At 35.7% G+C, this 18,981-nt stretch carries 22 protein-coding genes; 7 read left to right on the top strand and 15 right to left on the bottom strand.

Translation table 11 applies throughout. The annotated features are described in order from the left end of the window. Window positions 1-56: 56 nt before the first annotated feature. The 3 genes from VB691_RS25095 (at window position 57) to VB691_RS25085 (ending at window position 1,306) form a co-directional block, all read left to right on the top strand. Window positions 57-290, top strand: a complete 234-nt coding sequence (locus tag VB691_RS25095; RefSeq protein ID WP_323294254.1) for an HAD family hydrolase — start codon at window positions 57-59, stop codon at window positions 288-290. A 17-nt stretch (window positions 291-307) separates the two neighbouring features. After that, the gene (ruvA, locus tag VB691_RS25090) at window positions 308-949 is read left to right on the top strand and encodes a Holliday junction branch migration protein RuvA (protein WP_323294253.1); all 642 of its coding nucleotides are present in this window, start codon (window positions 308-310) and stop codon (window positions 947-949) included. A 72-nt stretch (window positions 950-1,021) separates the two neighbouring features. Further along, window positions 1,022-1,306 (top strand): hypothetical protein, encoded by a 285-nt coding sequence (locus VB691_RS25085; RefSeq protein ID WP_323294252.1) that lies wholly within the window; start codon window positions 1,022-1,024, stop codon window positions 1,304-1,306. 168 nt (window positions 1,307-1,474) lie between these two features. On the opposite strand, the gene VB691_RS25080 is transcribed toward VB691_RS25085, so the two are convergent. The 3 genes from VB691_RS25080 to VB691_RS25070 form a co-directional block, all read right to left on the bottom strand. Continuing rightward, window positions 1,475-2,764 carry a glucose-1-phosphate adenylyltransferase gene (locus VB691_RS25080; protein WP_323294251.1) on the bottom strand — a complete coding sequence of 430 codons (1,290 nt, stop codon included), beginning with the start codon at window positions 2,762-2,764 and terminating at the stop codon, window positions 1,475-1,477. Between the two features lie 177 nt (window positions 2,765-2,941). Then, the gene (locus VB691_RS25075; RefSeq protein ID WP_323294250.1) at window positions 2,942-3,349 is read right to left on the bottom strand and encodes a GxxExxY protein; all 408 of its coding nucleotides are present in this window, start codon (window positions 3,347-3,349) and stop codon (window positions 2,942-2,944) included. 262 nt (window positions 3,350-3,611) lie between these two features. After that, window positions 3,612-4,754: an AAA-like domain-containing protein gene (locus VB691_RS25070; RefSeq protein WP_323294249.1), complete on the bottom strand. Its 1,143-nt coding sequence runs from the start codon at window positions 4,752-4,754 to the stop codon at window positions 3,612-3,614. Between the two features lie 56 nt (window positions 4,755-4,810). Here VB691_RS25070 and VB691_RS25065 point away from each other — a divergent pair, with 56 nt between their 5' ends. After that, window positions 4,811-6,211, top strand: coding sequence for a collagen-like protein (locus VB691_RS25065; RefSeq protein ID WP_323294248.1), 1,401 nt, complete (start codon window positions 4,811-4,813; stop codon window positions 6,209-6,211). Between the two features lie 64 nt (window positions 6,212-6,275). Here VB691_RS25065 and VB691_RS25060 read toward each other — a convergent pair whose 3' ends face one another. Next, window positions 6,276-6,614, bottom strand: a complete 339-nt coding sequence (locus tag VB691_RS25060; RefSeq protein WP_323294247.1) for a hypothetical protein — start codon at window positions 6,612-6,614, stop codon at window positions 6,276-6,278. Between the two features lie 113 nt (window positions 6,615-6,727). Then, window positions 6,728-7,957: a glycosyltransferase family 4 protein gene (locus tag VB691_RS25055; RefSeq protein ID WP_323294246.1), complete on the bottom strand. Its 1,230-nt coding sequence runs from the start codon at window positions 7,955-7,957 to the stop codon at window positions 6,728-6,730. A 288-nt stretch (window positions 7,958-8,245) separates the two neighbouring features. Between VB691_RS25055 and VB691_RS25050 the strand changes: the two genes are divergently transcribed. Then, complete coding sequence (locus tag VB691_RS25050) at window positions 8,246-8,752, top strand: hypothetical protein (protein WP_323294245.1); 507 nt, start codon at window positions 8,246-8,248, stop codon at window positions 8,750-8,752. 66 nt (window positions 8,753-8,818) lie between these two features. On the opposite strand, the gene VB691_RS25045 is transcribed toward VB691_RS25050, so the two are convergent. After that, window positions 8,819-10,135 (bottom strand): glycoside hydrolase family 15 protein, encoded by a 1,317-nt coding sequence (locus VB691_RS25045; RefSeq protein WP_323294244.1) that lies wholly within the window; start codon window positions 10,133-10,135, stop codon window positions 8,819-8,821. A gap of 113 nt (window positions 10,136-10,248) precedes the next feature. Here VB691_RS25045 and VB691_RS25040 point away from each other — a divergent pair, with 113 nt between their 5' ends. Further along, a complete protein-coding gene (locus VB691_RS25040) occupies window positions 10,249-10,887 on the top strand; it encodes a hypothetical protein (RefSeq protein ID WP_323294243.1) in 639 nt (212 codons plus the stop codon). Between the two features lie 24 nt (window positions 10,888-10,911). After that, window positions 10,912-11,580 carry an ABC transporter ATP-binding protein gene (locus VB691_RS25035; RefSeq protein ID WP_323294242.1) on the top strand — a complete coding sequence of 223 codons (669 nt, stop codon included), beginning with the start codon at window positions 10,912-10,914 and terminating at the stop codon, window positions 11,578-11,580. A gap of 6 nt (window positions 11,581-11,586) precedes the next feature. Here the strand turns inward: VB691_RS25035 and VB691_RS25030 are convergent, their stop codons facing one another. The 9 genes from VB691_RS25030 to VB691_RS24990 all read right to left on the bottom strand — a co-directional run bounded on the left by VB691_RS25030 (window position 11,587) and on the right by VB691_RS24990 (window position 18,962). Continuing rightward, window positions 11,587-11,793 (bottom strand): hypothetical protein, encoded by a 207-nt coding sequence (locus tag VB691_RS25030; RefSeq protein WP_323294241.1) that lies wholly within the window; start codon window positions 11,791-11,793, stop codon window positions 11,587-11,589. Window positions 11,794-12,098: 305 nt separating this feature from the next. Next, window positions 12,099-12,650, bottom strand: coding sequence for an adenylate kinase (locus VB691_RS25025; protein ID WP_323294240.1), 552 nt, complete (start codon window positions 12,648-12,650; stop codon window positions 12,099-12,101). 11 nt (window positions 12,651-12,661) lie between these two features. Further along, entirely contained in the window at window positions 12,662-14,080 is a 1,419-nt protein-coding gene (locus VB691_RS25020) for a protein adenylyltransferase SelO (protein WP_323294239.1), read from the bottom strand. 101 nt (window positions 14,081-14,181) lie between these two features. After that, window positions 14,182-16,626 carry a pentapeptide repeat-containing protein gene (locus tag VB691_RS25015; RefSeq protein ID WP_323294238.1) on the bottom strand — a complete coding sequence of 815 codons (2,445 nt, stop codon included), beginning with the start codon at window positions 16,624-16,626 and terminating at the stop codon, window positions 14,182-14,184. Continuing rightward, complete coding sequence (locus VB691_RS25010; RefSeq protein WP_323294237.1) at window positions 16,602-16,775, bottom strand: DUF2281 domain-containing protein; 174 nt, start codon at window positions 16,773-16,775, stop codon at window positions 16,602-16,604. The genes VB691_RS25015 and VB691_RS25010 overlap by 25 nt, the downstream gene beginning before the upstream one ends. An 82-nt stretch (window positions 16,776-16,857) precedes the next feature. Further along, window positions 16,858-17,583 carry a Uma2 family endonuclease gene (locus VB691_RS25005; RefSeq protein WP_323294236.1) on the bottom strand — a complete coding sequence of 242 codons (726 nt, stop codon included), beginning with the start codon at window positions 17,581-17,583 and terminating at the stop codon, window positions 16,858-16,860. A 50-nt stretch (window positions 17,584-17,633) separates the two neighbouring features. Beyond that, complete coding sequence (locus VB691_RS25000; RefSeq protein WP_323294235.1) at window positions 17,634-18,257, bottom strand: DUF3782 domain-containing protein; 624 nt, start codon at window positions 18,255-18,257, stop codon at window positions 17,634-17,636. 167 nt (window positions 18,258-18,424) lie between these two features. After that, window positions 18,425-18,727: a hypothetical protein gene (locus VB691_RS24995; protein WP_323294234.1), complete on the bottom strand. Its 303-nt coding sequence runs from the start codon at window positions 18,725-18,727 to the stop codon at window positions 18,425-18,427. Then, window positions 18,708-18,962, bottom strand: coding sequence for a DUF433 domain-containing protein (locus VB691_RS24990; RefSeq protein ID WP_323294233.1), 255 nt, complete (start codon window positions 18,960-18,962; stop codon window positions 18,708-18,710). The genes VB691_RS24995 and VB691_RS24990 overlap by 20 nt, the downstream gene beginning before the upstream one ends. Window positions 18,963-18,981: the final 19 nt, after the last annotated feature.

Below are 18,981 nucleotides of genomic sequence, written 5' to 3'. Positions count from 1 at the left end.
ATAATTACCTCACACCTTGAGAAAAAAACATCAGTATAAACCCTGAAAATCCTTAAATGTTGTCTCTATATAAATGGGGAATTTCTGTCGATCAAACAGTAGTTTGTTGGGATTCAGGTAACGATATTAGTCTATTTCAAGGAGAAGAAAGAGGCATTATTGTCGGAAATGATCAACCAGAACTGCTGCAATGGTATTATAATAATAAAACCCCATTTTATTATCTAGCCAAAGACCATTATGGGGCGAGAATCTTAGAAGGATTAACTCATTTTAGTTTTATTCAATAATCATTTATTTATTAACTGTGATTAGCTATCTTAAAGGCAACCCTGTCGAAATCATCAAGAATACGAACCAGCGAATTGTGCTGGTTTTAGACGTAAATCAAGTGGGGTATGAAATACAAATACCCTCTCGAATGGCGCGACAATTATCTCAAGATCAGCCCGAAATAATTCAAGTTTTTACCCATTTACAAATCCGAGAGGATCAGCAAATTTTGTATGGTTTTTCAACAGCATCAGAACGAGAATTATTTCGTCAATTAATTAGTGTCAGTGGTATTGGCGCACAATTAGGCATAGCTTTAATTGACACATTAGGATTAGAAGAATTAGTGAAAGCCATTGTGACAGGCAATATTAGAATTTTATCCCAAACCCCAGGAGTAGGACGAAAAACAGCGGAACGTATTGCCTTAGAATTGAAAACGAAACTATCTCAATGGAGGCAATTAGTTGGGGTAACAATAACGACTTCATCGGCCATGCCATCCTTAGACATTTTAGAAGATATTGAGATGACTTTGTTAGCTTTAGGTTATACTAATGAAGAAATCAATAAGGCAATTTCTACCTTAAGTCAAGATAATCTGATGTTAAAAAATACTAATACAGAAGATTGGATTCGGGAGGCGATCGCTTGGTTAAGTCAAGGTACTGCCTAAACCCTAGGGATAATTCATGAATTATCTCTATAAAAAACACAACTTTTTAAAAGCAGGAATTCATTTAAACTAATGGCCCTTTCTCGAATACAACAATTAGAACAATATACCCTTAAACATCCCCAAGAAGTCTTATTAATTACCGTTGAAACAGATGGAGAAGGGGATCAACTTTTAATTTTCAAAGGATTTTCTAGTTCTTTAATGCGTCCCACTGATTTTGATCCTGATGTCTCTATGTTATCTAATGACGCAATTATTATTAGTATTGATCGGTTAATGAGTCCTTATAATCCTAATAATCCTAACTATATTCAACAAGGATTAACCTGGGAAAAAATGCAGAAAATTCTCTAAAATTGCCGATTGTTTGCTACAGATTTTGTGATCTGATTGGCAAATCTTAAATATCATCTTCTGTTAAGTTTGCATCTTTCAGAATCTTTTTCATTATTTTTAATTATTCAGGTACTAAGATTTTTTGTGATTCAAAAGAGGGACGAAAGATCGTCCCCTAATGATCTTTTAAATCACTGTTCCATCAGGAATCACAGCATTTTTGATCACCACAACAATGCCATTACGAATATAGAACCCTTCGTCTTCACGATTAGATTCATCAACGTTTTCTTTATTAACAATGGAGACATTGCGACCAATGCGAGCATTTTTATCAATGATAGCCCGTCGGACTGTGCTACCTTTACCAATCCCCATCGGAATTTTACCCTGATCGCTGAGAGATTGTCTCTCCTCTGGAGACTCATAAAAATCCGACCCCATAACCATCGTATCTTCAATGACACAATCAGCTTCAATGCGACTGCGAATCCCTAAAATTGAATTATCGATGCGACAATCCTTGATAATACACCCTTCACTAATCATAGATTCAGTGATGTTGCAGTTAAGCACCTTGGTAGGGGGCAAATAACGCGCACGGGTATAAATGGGAGCTTTTTCATTGTAGAAGCTAAAGGCAGGGGTTGGCTGACGATTAAGAGCCAAATTAGCCTCATAAAATGCTTCAATGGTTCCAATATCTTCCCAGTAACCTTTAAATAAATACGCCTGTAGATTGTAATCCTTGGAAGAACCAGGAATAATCTCCTTGCCAAAATCCGTTTGTTCAGGATTATTTTTGAGCAGGGCAGTCAATACTTCTTTTTTAAAGACATAAATACCCATAGAAGCAATATAAGGACTTTCCTTAGCTTGTTCTTGGTTTAACCCTAAAACAGTCGTATCAACCTGCATTTGTTTCAATGCGTCTCCTGTGGGTTTTTCGGAAAAGTCGATGACTCTGCCATGATCATCAATTTTCATTAACCCGAAACTAGAGGCCCGTTTTTCATCAATAGGAACCACCGACAAAGTAATATCAGCCCCCGTTTCTCGATGTCTTCGGACAAAATCACTATAGTCCATACGATAGAGATGATCGCCCGACAAGATCAAGTATTCATCCACATCCCAATCTTCAAACAACCAGAGATACTGACGCACAGCATCGGCTGTTCCTTGAAACCAACTGGGGTTTTCCGTTGTCTGCTGCGCTGCTAATACTTCTACAAACCCATCACTAAAGGCTGAGAAGTTATAAGTGCGCGTTAGATGTCGGTTAAGGGAAGCGGAGTTAAACTGAGTTAAAACGTAGACTTTGAGTATTTCTGCGTTAATACAATTGCTAACGGGGATATCAATTAAGCGATATTTACCAGCTAAGGGAACGGCGGGTTTGGCCCGTAACTTGGTTAGGGGGTATAAGCGCGAACCTGCGCCACCACCGAGTATGATTGCTAGAACTTTCTTCACAAAATAACCTCTCGATTGCCTGTTACACCTCTCAAGTCAAGTTTAGAACTGAGGGGGACATCTGGGAAGTATGGGGGGCTAAACTGTGATTTTTTTGATTGTGTGATTGACTATGATTTTTTTTGCCTATAATCCCCATGATTAAGAGCATATAATCATAGTCATTATTCAATTATTCTAATTATAGTCAGGTTTTCTTTTGGGCTTCATCACTCTTTTAAACTGTAAACTGATATTGCCGAAATTAATTAATAATCCAATATCTAATCCATAAGCTTCTAGGTAATTAATTGCCTGTGCTAAATGAACATCTTCTAGTTTAATAACAGCTTTTAATTCTACCATTACTTTACCTTCAACAAAAAAATCAACTCGCCTTGTTCCAATTTGATCACCTTTATAAAATATTTGCATTTCATGTTCTCTCGAAAAAGATAAACCTTGTAGAGTCATTTCTTTTGCTAATGCCCTTTGATAAATGACTTCTTGAAAACCATTGCCTAGAATACGATGAACTTCCATTGCACAACCGATAATCTTGCCTGTTAGTTCACTTTTGGGGTATTGGGGATTAACAAATGTCATAACTATAATTGGGGAGGGGGAGATTGTTTACTAATTTATTGCTTAACTTAATAATGTGTTGTTTAAATGCACAACAGATTATCATCTAATCATAGCTCTCATATAATCATAGTTCTCATTTAATCATTCAAATCATAGTTAAGACAAGTTCATTATTTGTCAAATTTTATTAACTGGGTGCATCTGGTGGTAAACCTCCCCCTAATTGATAAAAATTATTCATAATCTTTATGGTTTAATAAATTGTTTAGTCTGGTTTTAATTACAGGCGATCGCAAAAATAATCAGCATATAACCGATAACGAGGTTTAACTTGATTATCTTTCCATTCTACTAACCCTAAACTATGTAATTTAAAGGCTAATTTTGATTCTAGCGGAATCGGAGCATTTTTGCTAACGACAGTTTTCATAGCTGCTGCTAACTCTGGATATTGTTGCAAATTTAATAAATGTCCTCGCAAATGATCTTTAAAAATTCCGTGATCAGTTGTTGCTGTTTCTAATAACTTTTCTACTGTTGTATCTTCGCGGTTTAGAGAATTAATAATTTTTTGTAATAAATAAGGATGTCCCCCAATTTTATTCATGATGTTCTCTATAATATTATTATCTAAATTAATATGGTATTTGTTAGCTAAATTTACTAATTCATTGGGATCAAAATCGCGTAATTCAATTTCAACACCCACATTAAACGGCGACTGATTAATATCGGCAGGAATATATTGCTCTGTTGAATAAGCCAAGATTAATCTTAATTTTTGCCAAGTTTTATTGATTTTTGCTTCTTCATGCCAAGCTCTTAACATACTAAAGAAATTATCAGCAATCTTTCTATAAGAAAAAATCTGATCGACATCATCTAAAGCTAATATTAAAGGATAATTAATGTTATGTAAGATATATTCTTCAAAATAAGTTGTACAGTTATAAATATACCCTAATCCTTCTTCCCAATATTGCTCTAATTTATTATCTAATTTTAGCTTTTTGGAAATAACTAAGCAAAACCAGCGCAAAAAAGCATTGATATCCGATAATATACTAGAATCTGCCAATAATAAACTCAGGGAAATAACTTGATATTTTTTGACAATAGGTTGATGAGATACCTTATCAATTAATAGGGTTTTACCCATGCCTTTTGACCCTTTAATTCTGAGTAATGAACCAAGATTATCAATGGTTTGATAACATTCATATTCCAGAGGATGACGTTCAATATATGTAGAAAAATCTGCTTCTATTTCTTGCTCTAAAACTTCATCATCAGAACTTTGTTGATATTGATGATGAAGGAGACGATAGAGAACTAGAAAATGCCCTTTATGCTCTATCAGAAACCCTAAGAAAATCCCAAAACAATAATGATCAACCAACCATTGATTAACTGAAGGAAACAAAAGTTAACCTAAAGCAGTCCTTGAATGTGGCTCTCGTTAACACAACTAACGAATCAATGCACCTTCTCAGTAAAATTGTTCTCTCTACTCTATTGTTCACAAGCTCTATTGTGATCCCCTTCCCTTCCTCCTCTGAGATCTGCGCTGGTGCAGCTTGGGGGGCGGAAATTAAAACCTTTGGTCAAAATGGTACTAATGCCCAAAATGGCCCGTCAGGACAAGCTGGAGACAATAGCGAAAATCTGACCATTTTTGCTGATGGTTCTCCTTTAACCCTCAATTTAGTGGGGGAAAATGGTCAACCTGGGGAAAACGGTAAATCTGGGGAAAATGCCCAATGTGACAATCAACCTGTTGGGGTTAAATATAACCTACAGGCTCCCAGTGGGGGTATGGGCGGAAATGGCGGAAATGGCGGAGATGGGGGCAATGCTGGCTCTTTAACCATCTATGCAACGAATCTTTCTGAACTCCGACAAATTTATGTTAATGCTGCGGGAGGAAAGGGAGGACAACCGGGCCAAGGGGGAGACGGTGGGGACGGTTGCAACTGTACAGAACCCTATTGGACGTTAGAAACCTGTAGCGGTAATCCTGGAGACGCTGATTATCGTTGTACAACCCTAGAATTTCGTTGTCAAGATGGCAGAAAAGGCTCGAAGGGTGCAACTGGAGTATTAGGGAGAGAAGGTTTACCAGGAAAACTAACTTTAATTAATTTAGATAAACCTTTAGAACCGGATAAACCTGCGGCAACGGTGACGATGGGAAATTTAAAAGATAAAGGATATCTTTTATCTAAAAATATTTGGGAAACCCGCAACGGAGCATCAGGATTATTTGCTCCAGGTTCCGTAATTGAAGATCAATATTTAGCTTTGGTACAAAGATTAGAACGCTCTTTTTTATTGATTTGGAATGCACCACAACCCTTTAATAAATTTACTGAGCAACAAGTTACTTTAAAATATGAAAATGATCAGGGAATTACGGTTGATCCCCCTCAAGATCTTTGGATAGAAGCGACAACACAACAGAGGAATAATATTACTCAGTTTATTGTTTATAATGCCATTCCTAGGGCAGATGCCACCCGCTTAGAAAGTCAAAAATTATCAGGAAAGGGAACAGATATGACTCTAACTTTAATTGATAAGGCGGATCAATCTAATTTAATTGCGACTAAATTTAAACTTGACTATAGTATTACTCGTTCTGACCCTCGTTTTCGTACTGTTTCTGATTATAGTACCAAATATGAGGGAGAAATTCCTGAAGATTTAGTTATTCTTGATGGCAATAAATTTACGATTAATGTTGGTAAATTACCGATTGATCCTAACTATTTGCGTTCAGGATTAGGAGTAGAAATTAAGCTGATAGCGACTCGAACTTTTGCGGGTTATACGGCAGAACAAACCATAACCGTTACAGATGTTATTGGCCCCTTTCGATAAGAACATATTCATAGAAAAAAGCCCACCTAAGCAAGCTTGATTGATTAATATTAATAACCCGTTGTTATTCTTTCGCATCGCTGATCGTTACAGCTTTAGCGGCAGCTTCAACAACTCGTTGTAATTGTGCTGTTAAGTTTCCTTGTTGGGGACTAGCTTGATTTAAAAGTGTATTGATGGTTTTAAATCCTGGATCGATAATTTCATAAAGATCCGGTGCAATTCGTTTGATCGTTCCCCCAAAGGTAAACCATTTCTTTTTAGCACTTTCAAAAGGAGTTTTTGCTGCCTGATAATTGCGGGACTGAACGGATGATAAGGTTTGATCTAATTCATCTTTCATCGTCCTAATGGTTTTTCTGCGAAAAGCAATTTTTTGGGCAGTAGTTGGAGAATCAGTCATGTTTCAAAGATTTCCTTAATGTAGATTGATTTATTATTCCAATCATAACATCTGCTTCCTAGGCTTGACTTGGTAGCAGATGTTAATGATCATTACTCCCTCAACACCATTTTCTATAGTTGAGTCATTAATGATAACAAGTCTTCATATTTATCTAAAGTGTTTTCAAAATTATAATATTCTTCAGCATATTTTCTTCCTTGTTTACCTAAAGAAATTACTAGATCAGGGTTAGAATAAAGCTTCTCAATTGCTTGCGCTAAAGCATCAGAATCTTCAGGAGGAACCACAATACCTCCCCCACTATTTTTAATCGCTCTTGCTGCCGTTCCCTCCCCAGGAACCGAAGCAATAATGGCGCGACCACTAGCTAATAAAACTTGGATTTTTGAGGGCATATTAAAGGAAATTACATTGCTTTTTTGCATGACCATTCCTACATCAGCAGCAGCTAACATTTCAGGCAATTTATGTCTGGGTTGAAAAGGCCGTAAAATAACATTATGAGCTTTCTTTCTTTGACAATATTTATCTAAGCCTTCTAAGGCTTCTTCCTTCCCAACAATAACCACTGCCAAATCATTAATATGACCTAATTTAACTGCTGCATCAATTAAAATTTCTAAAGGTTGCGTTAAAGCAATATTGCCTGAATATAAAACCACAAATTTTCCTTCTAAACCGTTTTCTTGACGAAAATAATTATTCTCTTGGGAAAGAGGTTTAATAAAATTAACATCAACCCAATTAGGAACTTCAATGATTTTATTGTCAGGTACTTTTTTTTCTAAAAGATTTTTAGTAAAACCATCACTAATCACACTAATTTTTGTGGCAGTACGATAAGCAAATTTTTCTAACCATTGAAAGAGACTAATCATTTTTTGACTACTAATTAATCCCACATGAATCGCAGCATCAGGAAGAATATCTTGTAAATTCAATAAAATAGGGGTGCGATATAACCAGCCCAAAATAGCCGCAGGAACACAAACAGGTAAGCCAGGAATTGTTAAAAAAATTATATCGGGACGGGAACCATTTAAAGCTTGGAAAAAACTCAAAACCACAAAACTAATTTCAAAGAAAGCGCGGTTACTAAAATTTCGTTTACGGCGAATCCAAACAAAACAACGTTGAATTTTTACCCCATTCCGCTCTTCCGTTAAATATAACTTTCCTTGATAGTCTGGCGCAATCTCACTCTCAGGATACCAAGGCATTGCTGTTACTACCCTCACTTGATGTCCCCGTTTTGCTAACCCTTCTGCTAATTCTGTCATCAAAGGGGCAATACCAATAGGTTCTGGGTGATAATTGTAGGAATAAATTAGAATTCGCATATATTGAATAAGTTAGGCTAAATTAGGGTAAATTAGGGATAAACAGGTTTGAGAATTAGGATTGATTCGTCAGTTACTGGCAGTTAATCATAAAGCTTATTGGATAAAAATAGAATTTCCATTAACAACTGACTTTTTTCATTCAAACCTAACAATTAACAAAGGTCAAGCAGTTTTTTACGGAATTTGCTTTAAACTAAAATCACAAGTCCCATGAACCAGGGTAAATTCTCTAACGTACAGTTCAAGATAAAGTTACAGTCGTCAAACTTTAGGAATGTTTTTACAATGTTGTTTAAATTACGCCAATTTTTCGCGGTTTTCTTGCTCAGTTCCCTATTATTGCTCTCTGCTTGTTCGACACAAGCTCCCTCACGGTTTGAGCAAGCACAACAAGACAGCACTCAGAGGGGTTCGAGTGCGGTGGTTCGTGAATCTGAGTCTGGAGGGAGTTTTAATCGGTTTTTCCCCCCTTCTAGTGCTGGTTATGAGCGTGTTTATACCCAGGAGAAGAAGGGGTTTGCTGAAGCTAAGTTGAAAAAAGATGGCAAGGAAATGGCTATGATGGCAATTTCTGATACCCTTAATAATCCCAGTGCAGCGACTAAATTTGAGAAAAGTAGTCAAAAAATCGGTGGTTATCCTGCTGTTTCTCAAGGAAGCACCGCAACCGCTATTTTAGTCGGGGGCCGTTTCCAGGTGAAGGTTCTTTCTCGTGATCCGGCGTTTACTGAAAGCGATCGCCAAGCTTGGTTAGAAAAATTTGATTTGAATGGGTTAGCCGGATTAAAGTAGTTTAGGTAGGGGCGAATGGCCATTCGTCCCTACTTTTACCAATGGATAATTGTCAATTATCCATTATCAATTATCCATTGATAAAGATTTCTCCATCATTTTTAAAGCTACTTTTAGATTAGCTTGTGTCCAGAGTAACGGGGTGGCATCTCCTGGGAAATAAACACCCTGTTTTAAGTAATATAATTCAGGACATTTTAAGCCCCCAAATTGACTATCTGATGGGGTTAACTGTCCTAAAGAACGGTTTAAATAGTAGGTCTGTTTTTCAAGATATTCGGGTTGATTGGTTTGTTGAAATTTGATTCCAAAAATAGCAGAAATAATGGGGTCAAAAATACACCATTGTGCTTCTTCTCTCAGTCTTAGTTCTCGATTATTATCTTTAAACCATTGTTCTCGTTCAGAGGAAATAGTAGTCCGAATAACTTCAGGAATTTCTTGATAATCTCGACACCAAAAGGAATCCCCTAAATATCTTTTAATCCCATAATCTCCCTGTAAATTATTGATGACATTATTCACAATTTTTTCAGCCATTTCTCCCTCAATTAGTTGTAAAGGATAAATTAAAAATAGTAAAGCAGCATCATATTTTCTTGTTTGAGGAGGATCTTGAATACATTCATCAGGTAATATTTTATTGAGAGTTTCTTGACCTTTATTAATTAATTTGTCTAACAATTCTAAGCTAACAATATTATTTTTATTTTGACAATAAACTTGATCAGATGTTTCGAGAACAAGTAATTTTAACTCTGTTAAAGCTGCCACCACTACCCCAATACTAGAAGCTTCAATTTTGCGATCTTCTTCCCAATGACCACTATCCTCATCTTCCCAATAAGAAATAGCCTCAAAATAGAAAGGAAAAAGAGCTAAAATTTCTAACTCATTAGGTTTAATAATTAAGATTTTTTCTCTGATTAATTTACAAGTAAACCAAAGAAAGTATCCTAAAGCATCATTTTGAGCATGACTCCATTCTTGGTCTATTTCTTCTAAAGTTTCCCCATTAAAACGAATATGGGGACGTTTCATGATCTCATTTTTATTAACTTTTCCGTCAATAATATCTTGAAAACGGTTTTGATGTTTCTGGAAATATTTAATTAAAGTTTTAATAGTTTTAATAGCAATCTCTGATTTATGACAAAAATAATGAGTATAAGCTAAATAAATATTATCTCTAACCCAAACATTACTATAACCAGTATAAGCTGTTTTAGCTACCACAGCCGCCGCCGGAAATAAACCATTTTCCAAGGGAGAAAAACTCAAGGTTTTTTGACTCTCTAAAAATCTTGTAATCCCTTGAATATCCTCTAAAGAATATTGACAGCGCATTAAATCTAATAGGTTTTGATTATGAAGAATGAGCATTTTAAAATTTATATTCGATTAAGTAATGATTTCAGTTAGGTAAATACTATGGTAACTTGTTGTAGGGACTAAATTATGATGACTTCTCATCACAACCATTGGAGAGTTAAACTTTGGGTGTTGAATTACGCAGTTACGTCTATCTAGATCGCTTACAATCTCAACACGCTGCCTATATTGGTGCAGTTGCTTTGGGTTTTTTACCCCTTCCTGGAGATGCTTCCCTTTGGGTTGAAATTTCTCCAGGCATTGAAATTAACCGCATTACTGATGTTGCTTTAAAAGCGGCGGTTGTTCGTCCTGGGGTTCAATTTGTTGAACGCCTTTATGGTCTTCTCGAAATTCACTCAAATAAACAAGGAGAAGTCAGGGCTGCTGGTCAAGCTATTCTAGCAGCATTGGGGGTAAGACGGCAAGATTGTCTGAAACCCAAGGTCGTTTCTAGTCAAATTATTCGTAATATTGATGCTTATCAAGCACAGTTAATTAATCGTACTCGACGGGGACAAATGTTACTTGAAGGACAAACTTTGTATGTATTAGAAGTTCAACCTGCTGCTTATGCGGCTTTAGCGGCCAATGAAGCAGAAAAAGCAGCTTTAATTAATATTTTACAGGTTTCAGCAATTGGTAGCTTTGGACGGCTATATTTAGGGGGAGCAGAACAAGATATTATTGCGGGTTCCCAAGCGGTTTTAGCTGCTTTGGAAAATACCCCAGGAAGAGAACATGGAGAAGAAAGTAAGGAGTAAATCAATAAGTAATAAGTAATAAATATGGAACAAAAAAAAACTTCTTTATTACAATTCTCTAATGTTGGTTTAACCGATCCTTTAGGTAAAAATCAGTTATTAGAGGGGGTTTCTTTTACGCTTAATTCAGGCGATCGCCTGGCCATTGTTGGCCCTTCTGGTTCGGGAAAAACAACCCTATTACGTCTCATTAACCGCTTACAAGATCCTAGCACTGGTTCGATTGAATTTGAGTCTCAACCTCTGACAAAAATTCCTGTGATTCAACTACGTCAACAAATTGTCTTAGTACCTCAAGAACCGAAATTATTGGGGATGACGGTTCAAGAAACCTTAGCTTATCCTTTAATCTTACAACAGATCCCTAAAGCAGAAATTCAACAAAGAATTGAACAATGGCGATCGCAATTATCTATTCCTGATGATTGGTTAGAACGCAATGAATTACAATTATCTTTAGGACAAAGACAAATTGTTAGTATTGTCCGAGGTTTAGTCATGCAACCCAAATTATTATTATTAGATGAACCCACATCTGCATTAGATAGTGATCGCGCTTCTCAATTAATTGAACAATTAGTTCTTTTAACTAATAATAGTCCCATCACAATTATTATGGTCAATCATCAATTAAATATGGTAAATCAGTTTACCGATCAGATTTTAAGACTTAATCAAGGCAAAATCATTTAATTACAGCTATTCAATTAATTGCAATTTTCCTGATTGTAATTTACTAAAAATCTCTGTAATTCCCATTAATTCTTCTTGGGTAATGGGTTGATAACAAAGCATCGCATCTAAAAAATATTTTTCCTCCGTTGCTGTTAGTTTTCCTTCTTGAAGAACTCGGTTAATTTGGGAGATCAGATAGGAATGAGAACTGGAATTTATTACATAGCACATTATCAAATTCCCGCCTTTATTTTTAAGAATCTTCTAATTAATCAATGAGAGATTTGACCTAGTTAATAGTGAGAACTTGTTAAACTGAGATCTTGAACCTAGCTTGAAAACCCCGATTTTTTACCAAATAGTAACGAAGTCATGCTTGGTTTGCTGTCTTTAAAAATCGGGGTTTTGTGATTTTTAAATCATCGTGCAAGCTCTCAGTTAAATAGGTTTAATCATTAGGATTGTTTATAATTTCACTATAACAAAGTTAAGAAGTGATAAACTGTGATATTAATGGAGATTTTATGTGATCGTGATCAATCAGTTATTTTGTTTAAAATCACCTTTTCTACTTCATCTGTCGATGCTTCACCAGGAATAGTTAACAGTCTTTTTGTCCCTTGATAATAATCAAGAATGGGAATTGTATACTGTTTAAAAATATTAATACGACGTTCAATAACTTCAGGTTGATCATCCATTAGTGATCGCTTTAATGATCTTTCTTTCATTACTGTTTCACTAACTTGCAAATAAATCCCATAATTTAATTTTTGTCCTAAAGTTTCTAATAAAAAGTCTAATTCTTCTGCTTGAAATGCTGTGCGGGGATATCCTTCTAAAATCCAACCTTTTTCTAAATCGTCTTTGTCTAAACGATCTCTGATAAATTCAATCATCATTTCATTAGGTAATAATTCTCCTTTTTCAACATAATCTTTGGCTTTTTTACCTAATTCTGTTTGCTCACTAATAGCCTTTCTTAAGATATTTCCCGTAGAAATTACTGAGATCTTAAAATGCTCACTTAACCGTTTTGCTTGCGTACCTTTTCCAGATCCTGGCCCACCTAAGATAATTAATCTCATCACTTTCACCCTTATTTTCTCTGTAGTTTATTCACTAATTCATCAAACGGTTGCCAATTATATTCATAAGCAATCGATTCCCAAACCGATTCAATTATGGGTCTAAGTAAAGGCGTTTGGGTATTATATTGATGTAAACAGCAACTCACCTCATCCATTTTCTCTTGAGGTATTTGGGTTAAAACTTGATAGTATAATTCTCGCCAAGTTTCCCAGTCTGCGGAAGGGAGTGTGCTATTTTCCAAAATAGTAGAACTGTCTTCACGCCATCCCCAATTAAATTGGTTAGCTAATTCAGCAAAGAATTCATGATAACCAATTTGACTGGTCTTTAAAACCTCAATAGTTTTATTTAATAACTCATCCCCTTTCTCAATATTTAGCCCCTTAATCCCTAATTTTTTTAACATAGATTCACGATAAGCTACATAATAGTATTGCTCAAAATCCTTCAAAGCAGCTTCTAATTTACCGGGAGAAATAACCGTCATTAAAGGTAACTGTAGCATCTCTAAATTAAGCCGACAAATTAGGGGTTGATTCCCATAACTATACCGTCCCCCATAATCAAAATAAGCAGATGTAAATTGAGGATCATAAGTAGGAATAAAACCGTAGGGGCCGTAATCAAAACTTTCCCCTGTAATCGACATATTATCAGTATTTAAAACCCCATGACAAAAGCCCGCAGCCATCCATTGTGCCACTAATTGGGCGATTCGTTTAACTAATTCCTGATAAAATAGAATATAGCGATCGCTTGAATCAGAAAGATTTTGATAATAAATATCAATGACAAAATCTAATAATTTTTTAATTAAATCTGGCCGTTTTAGATAATATAGACGTTCAAATGTACCAAAGCGAAGATGAGAACGACTCATGCGAATCATAACAGAAGAACGAGTGGGAGAGGGTTCATCTCCTCGCCATAAAGACTCCCCAGTTTCTACTAAACTTAAACAGCGGGAGGTTGTGACTCCCAATGCGTGTAAAGCTTCTGCTGCTAAGACTTCCCTGACACCCCCTTTAAGGGTTAATCTACCATCACCACCCCGCGAATAAGGGGTCTGTCCCGACCCTTTTGTGCCAAAATCGTATAAGGCCCCATCCACCCCTCTCACTTGTCCGTAGAGAAAGCCTCTACCATCTCCCAAATGGGGGTTATATTCACCAAACTGATAACCATGATAGCGCAGGGCAAGAAAGGGGCGTATTCCTTTAAATTTGCCAAATACCTCGATAAAGTGTCTATCTTCTACCAGATCAGGGTTTAATCCTAATTGGGGCAATAATTCATCATTGCGAAACCGTAGAATATGTTGGGGAAACTCAGCAGCAGCGACTTGATCATAATAGTCGTCTCCCAAATTTTCTAAGGCAGGTTCATAATCGAGATTGAGTAAGGGGTTATCTCGGTTTGGTGTCATATTACTAATTTAGGCCGTTTAAAAATGCAATTACTGAGAGATGTTTATTGATTAAATTGTACATTTATCTCGATTTTTATGGCTCATTCATAATTTATAATTTATATTTCAGAATTCAGGATAGCATCAGTTAAGTCCGCATTGGTTAAATTGGTATTGGTTAAATTCGCATCCCTGAGATTTGCTCCCATTAATTTTGCATTAACTAAACTTGCCCCCTGTAAATTGGCTTTTTGCAAATCTGCCGCGATTAATTTAGCACGATTGAGTTTACTATACTGTAAATTGGCCCCAGATAAATTGGCCCCAATCAGATTAATATCATCTAAATTGAGATTTTCTAGGACGACATTTGATAATTCTGCTTGTTGAAAGTTTCTCTCTCCTAAACGATACCGATGTAATAATTCTCCTGCTTCAGTGCCGATAATTTCTCGTTGTTGAGGGTTAGTATAAATAAAGGTGAAACTATCTTTACTATTAATCATATTTCTGAACTCTTGATAAAAGAGATAATTGCCAATTCCACTGAGATTAACCCAACCCCGCGATCGCGTGATGGCAATAAATAATTGATTGCGTAAAAATAGATTATCTTCTTTTTGAGCAAGGTGATCTAATCCCACAATATAAATCATATCAGATTCTTGTCCTTTCACTCGATAAATGCGAGAAATTGTTACCGCACCCTCACACCAAAATTGATTAGCATCTTCATGATTTTCGACCGTTAAACAGTTACAATCTTTAGTGCCTGGGATATAGATATCAACCCCTTGTCTGATTAAAAAAGTAGCAATAGTTTTTTGCAGTTTAACTGATTCAAAATATTCTCCTAAAACTATCACTAAAATTTCCTTACTCGGTCTTAACCCATCTTGACGCAAATTATGTTTAATTTGTTGCGATAATGCACTAATTTCTTGCTGTCGTGATAAATAAGTATTAAATTGAATTAATGAATCTTTCCATAAAGAAGCTAAGGGATGAGGTGAATTTTCTTGAGGACGTTTTAGGGTGATTTTTTCCCCTTCCATCAAGTTACCTTTAATATCATATCCCAAACTTTTCCAGTCTTCTTGATTACTCATTCCTGTTAACATTCCTTGAGGTCTTAACCATCCCATTCCCATGCCATGAGCAACAAGAATAAGTTGATGAGGAGTACGATAACAACGGCTCATTATTTCTGTTTTATTTATGTTATTACTATACTTTCCTGTTACTAAATTGCCTAAATTTTCTCCAAAAATCTCACTTGCATTAGGCACTTTTAAACTCTCTAAACTTTGTAATTCATCATAAGCCCAAATTAAGCGTCGTTGCTGAGGAGACATAGAATTAATAGGCCGTAAGGACTGATAAGCTAACCAATAAAAAGGCTGTTTTCCTTCATAAAGCCAATTCTCAACCATTAAATCTTGTCCTTCATCAATTAAAATAGCATCAAATAACTGAGGAATTGCTTTCTGTTTTAAGAGGTCTATACACACCTCTCCTAATGCTTCATTTGGGGGTTGAAAAGTTGTTTGATTAACCCCTAATGGCATCACTCCAGTTACTTGACAAAGTAAGCGATAAAATCCTAATTGTTCCCTAGAACCCCAAGCATGAAATACCTGTAATTTTTGATTATTTTTATTGTATATTTTTTGCTGACAACTAAAATATCTAACCCATTGATCTATCTGTTCTATTATCTCTTGATAAAGACTGCGAGAAAAGAAAATAAAAGCAATTCTCCATTGAGGATATTTGAGGTGCATAATTGCTGCTTTTTGACAGAGTAAAACCGTTTTACCTGATCCTGCTATTCCTCTAATTCGTTGACATCCTGGAGGAATTTGCTTAGCAATTTTTTCCTGTTGTAAATCAAATTTATAAAGATAATTTTTTACTTGTTGTAATATTTTTCCTCGACTTTGCTCATGACTTAATACCTTATGAGTAGCTTGGGTAAAAACAGGGGTTCCTGATAAAATGCTTAATAATAACTCCCATTGTTGATCTGTTAATACTTGTCCCGAAATAAGGGGAGATGTTTGTTGTATGAGTTGTTCAAGAGATCGGGATGAAAATAAGTGATTTTTAAAGATAATTGGGGGACAACTGGGAAGTTGATCAAATCCTTTTTCTTTCCAGTCTTCTTGTTGAATAAATGGTAAAGCAACTAGGACTTTTGCTGTTACTTTATGCTTTAAATCTGGTTCTTGATTTAGGTATTCTAATAAAGCAAATAATTGGTTTTCTCCCTGTTGATAAGGGTTGCCAAAATTTATATAAAAATTCTGATATTCCCAGCGATGTCCTTGAATATTGACAATTTGATCTAGAGTAATAGATTTAACTTCAATAATAATTAATCCTAACTCAAAATCAGCAATCAAAATATCAGGTTCTTTGCGAAATTTTCCCCTTTGTGAAAAAATTGGATAACGCCAATAAGCTAAACATTTTCGCTGATAAAATGTAGATTGTATGGCTTCCCAAACTAATTTTTCTCCCCCTTCTCCCTTAACATTTAAGGGTTCTGTTGTGATAAACATTTAGGAATAGAGTTTGTCTGTAGTTGATTCAATGCTTTGACTGTTTTGTGAGATAGTCTAGATTCTAAAAACTCGATAAAATTGATAACTTCTTGTTGTTTATCTTCTGGTAATTTGTGCCAATAAGTTAATAATTGTTCAGCATTCATCTGATCACCTTGGTTGTGGTTGTTTAAATGTTAGTTAATTCAATCATTCGCGTTGCACTATCGTGTTAACTGTCAACCAATTCTAGACAATTTCATCAGGATTAATGCCCAATTCTCGCAATTTTTGAGCTAAGATAACTTCACGTCGTTGTGATTCTTCTTTGGCTCGTCTTTCCTCCTCTTTAGCTAATTTCTCCTGTTCCTTAGCTAATCGCTCCTGTAAAGCGGATTCTTGAGGAGTTGGGACTAATTCGCCTTCAGTGGTAAAATAACGTAATTTAACGTCTAATATCCCTAAATATAACCCTAATTGTTCACTCCATAGATATCCTTGTTCATTGGGTGTAATTGGTTGATATTGCCCATTTATTAGGTTAAACCCTTCAAATTCTAAGGTATTCGGGTCAAACCAGAAATAATCAGGAGTACGAAAAGTATTTTGATAAAGGTCTTTTTTACGGGTTCTATCCACATTTGCCGTAGAATCTGAGAGAATTTCGATAATTACGTTAGGATATTTCCCCCCTTCTCCCCAAACTACCCAACTCTTACGGGGACGTTTTTGAGTGTCTAACACGACAAAAAAATCGGGACCACAAAAATCTCGCTTTTTCAGTTGTTCTTCGTTGTAATAAATAGTTAGATTACCTGAAGCGTAGTAATCTGTTTTTTCTTGCCATAACCAGTCTAAACAAGCTAATAATAAGATAATTTGTTGTAAATGTAAGTCACTTTCCAAGGGGGGTTCATCACTCCATAAATCGGTGGGAGGACAACTAATTTCAGTAGTTTGGTCTAGGGTTGTCATGATTTTAACCCGTTGCAACAGTTAGATTAATCATAGCAAATTAACTTATTCTACCACGTCTGAGGTTGAAAGTCGGCATCATTAATAATAGTAACAGTATCACCGGAAGGTTTAATCACAAATAAGCCTTTTTTATAAGCATAGCGGTCTATTCCTTCGTTTATTTCAATACCTGCAACTGCACCGTAAGCTTGATAGTTTTTATAATGGGGAAAAGCAATTTTAAAACGGGTTAATTTTGCTAAAAATTCATCTACATCATCTTGAGATAGTCTAGATTTACATTCCACTAAAACGAGATCGGTATCATCAACTGCAAGAATATCAATTTCCATGGCAATACTTTGACGTTTGACTCTAGCGCGAGGGTAAACTTCTTTAATATCAATGCCTTTTTCCTGAAAAAGTCGCAAAACAGCAGGTTCTACTAATTCTTCTACAAATCGTCCCCATCGAGTAGTCAGACTATCTACTGCTTTGCTAGTTCGTTCTACTGTACGCTTAAGTTCTGCCATGCTGCGATCGCTTTCCAACTTAGATTGAGCCAGAATACTTTCTATTTCTGCTCTATGGCGATCATATTCTGCTTTAGATTCAGCAGCACGACGATCATATTCTTCGGCAGAAGTGCGAAATAATTGGTAAATATCTTCAATCGTTACAGGTTCACTCATATATCTAAATCTAGAACATTCTCCCTCATTCTAGCAATTGGTTTAAGAAACCCGACGAGAGCAAAAGACCAAAAACCAGAGAAATATGGCTCTCCCGTATGTGTGGTGATAAGTAAAGCTTATGATTCGTAGGGTGGGTTAGACGCGGCTATGATTTTGATGAAAAACTAATAAGTTTTAATCCGCGTCGTAACCCACCATCTTAAGTATTGTAACTTATTATACATTTTGCACCAAGATATCGGGAGAGCCACTCTAATGCTGCGGGTAGCTAAATTTTGCTGATAGGGTAAATTTTTATCGGCTGTCATAAAAGCATCAAAAGGATAATTTTCTGCTAAATCAAGAATTTCTTTGTCTTTCAACCCTCTCCATCCCACATCATAAACATTCAAAACTGAGTGATCCTGTGCTAAAAAAGGTTGCTTCAGTTTTTTACTTAAAAGATTCTCATCGAGCAATATAAGCATCTGTTTGACGTTCTTGGGCAATAATTAACTTAGCAGCATTTTCTAAAACCTTAATCGCTTGGCTTTCTAGATAGGGAAAATCATTAATAAATTCAGCAAATCCCTCCTCACCTTCTAAATAATCAAAAAACGTTTGTAAAGGTACACGACTTCCTACAAATACAGCCATCCCACTCATGATTTCTGGATCGCAGTGAATAATACCTTGATTCTCTAATAAATTATTGAGTTTCATAACTCGCTCACCAATGAGT

Origin of the sequence: Crocosphaera sp. XPORK-15E, assembly GCF_034931425.1 — a bacterium.
In the GTDB taxonomy this organism is placed as follows: domain Bacteria; phylum Cyanobacteriota; class Cyanobacteriia; order Cyanobacteriales; family Microcystaceae; genus UHCC-0190.
Note: the sequence above shows the minus strand (reverse complement) of the source record. Positions and strands in the feature narration are given on the sequence as shown.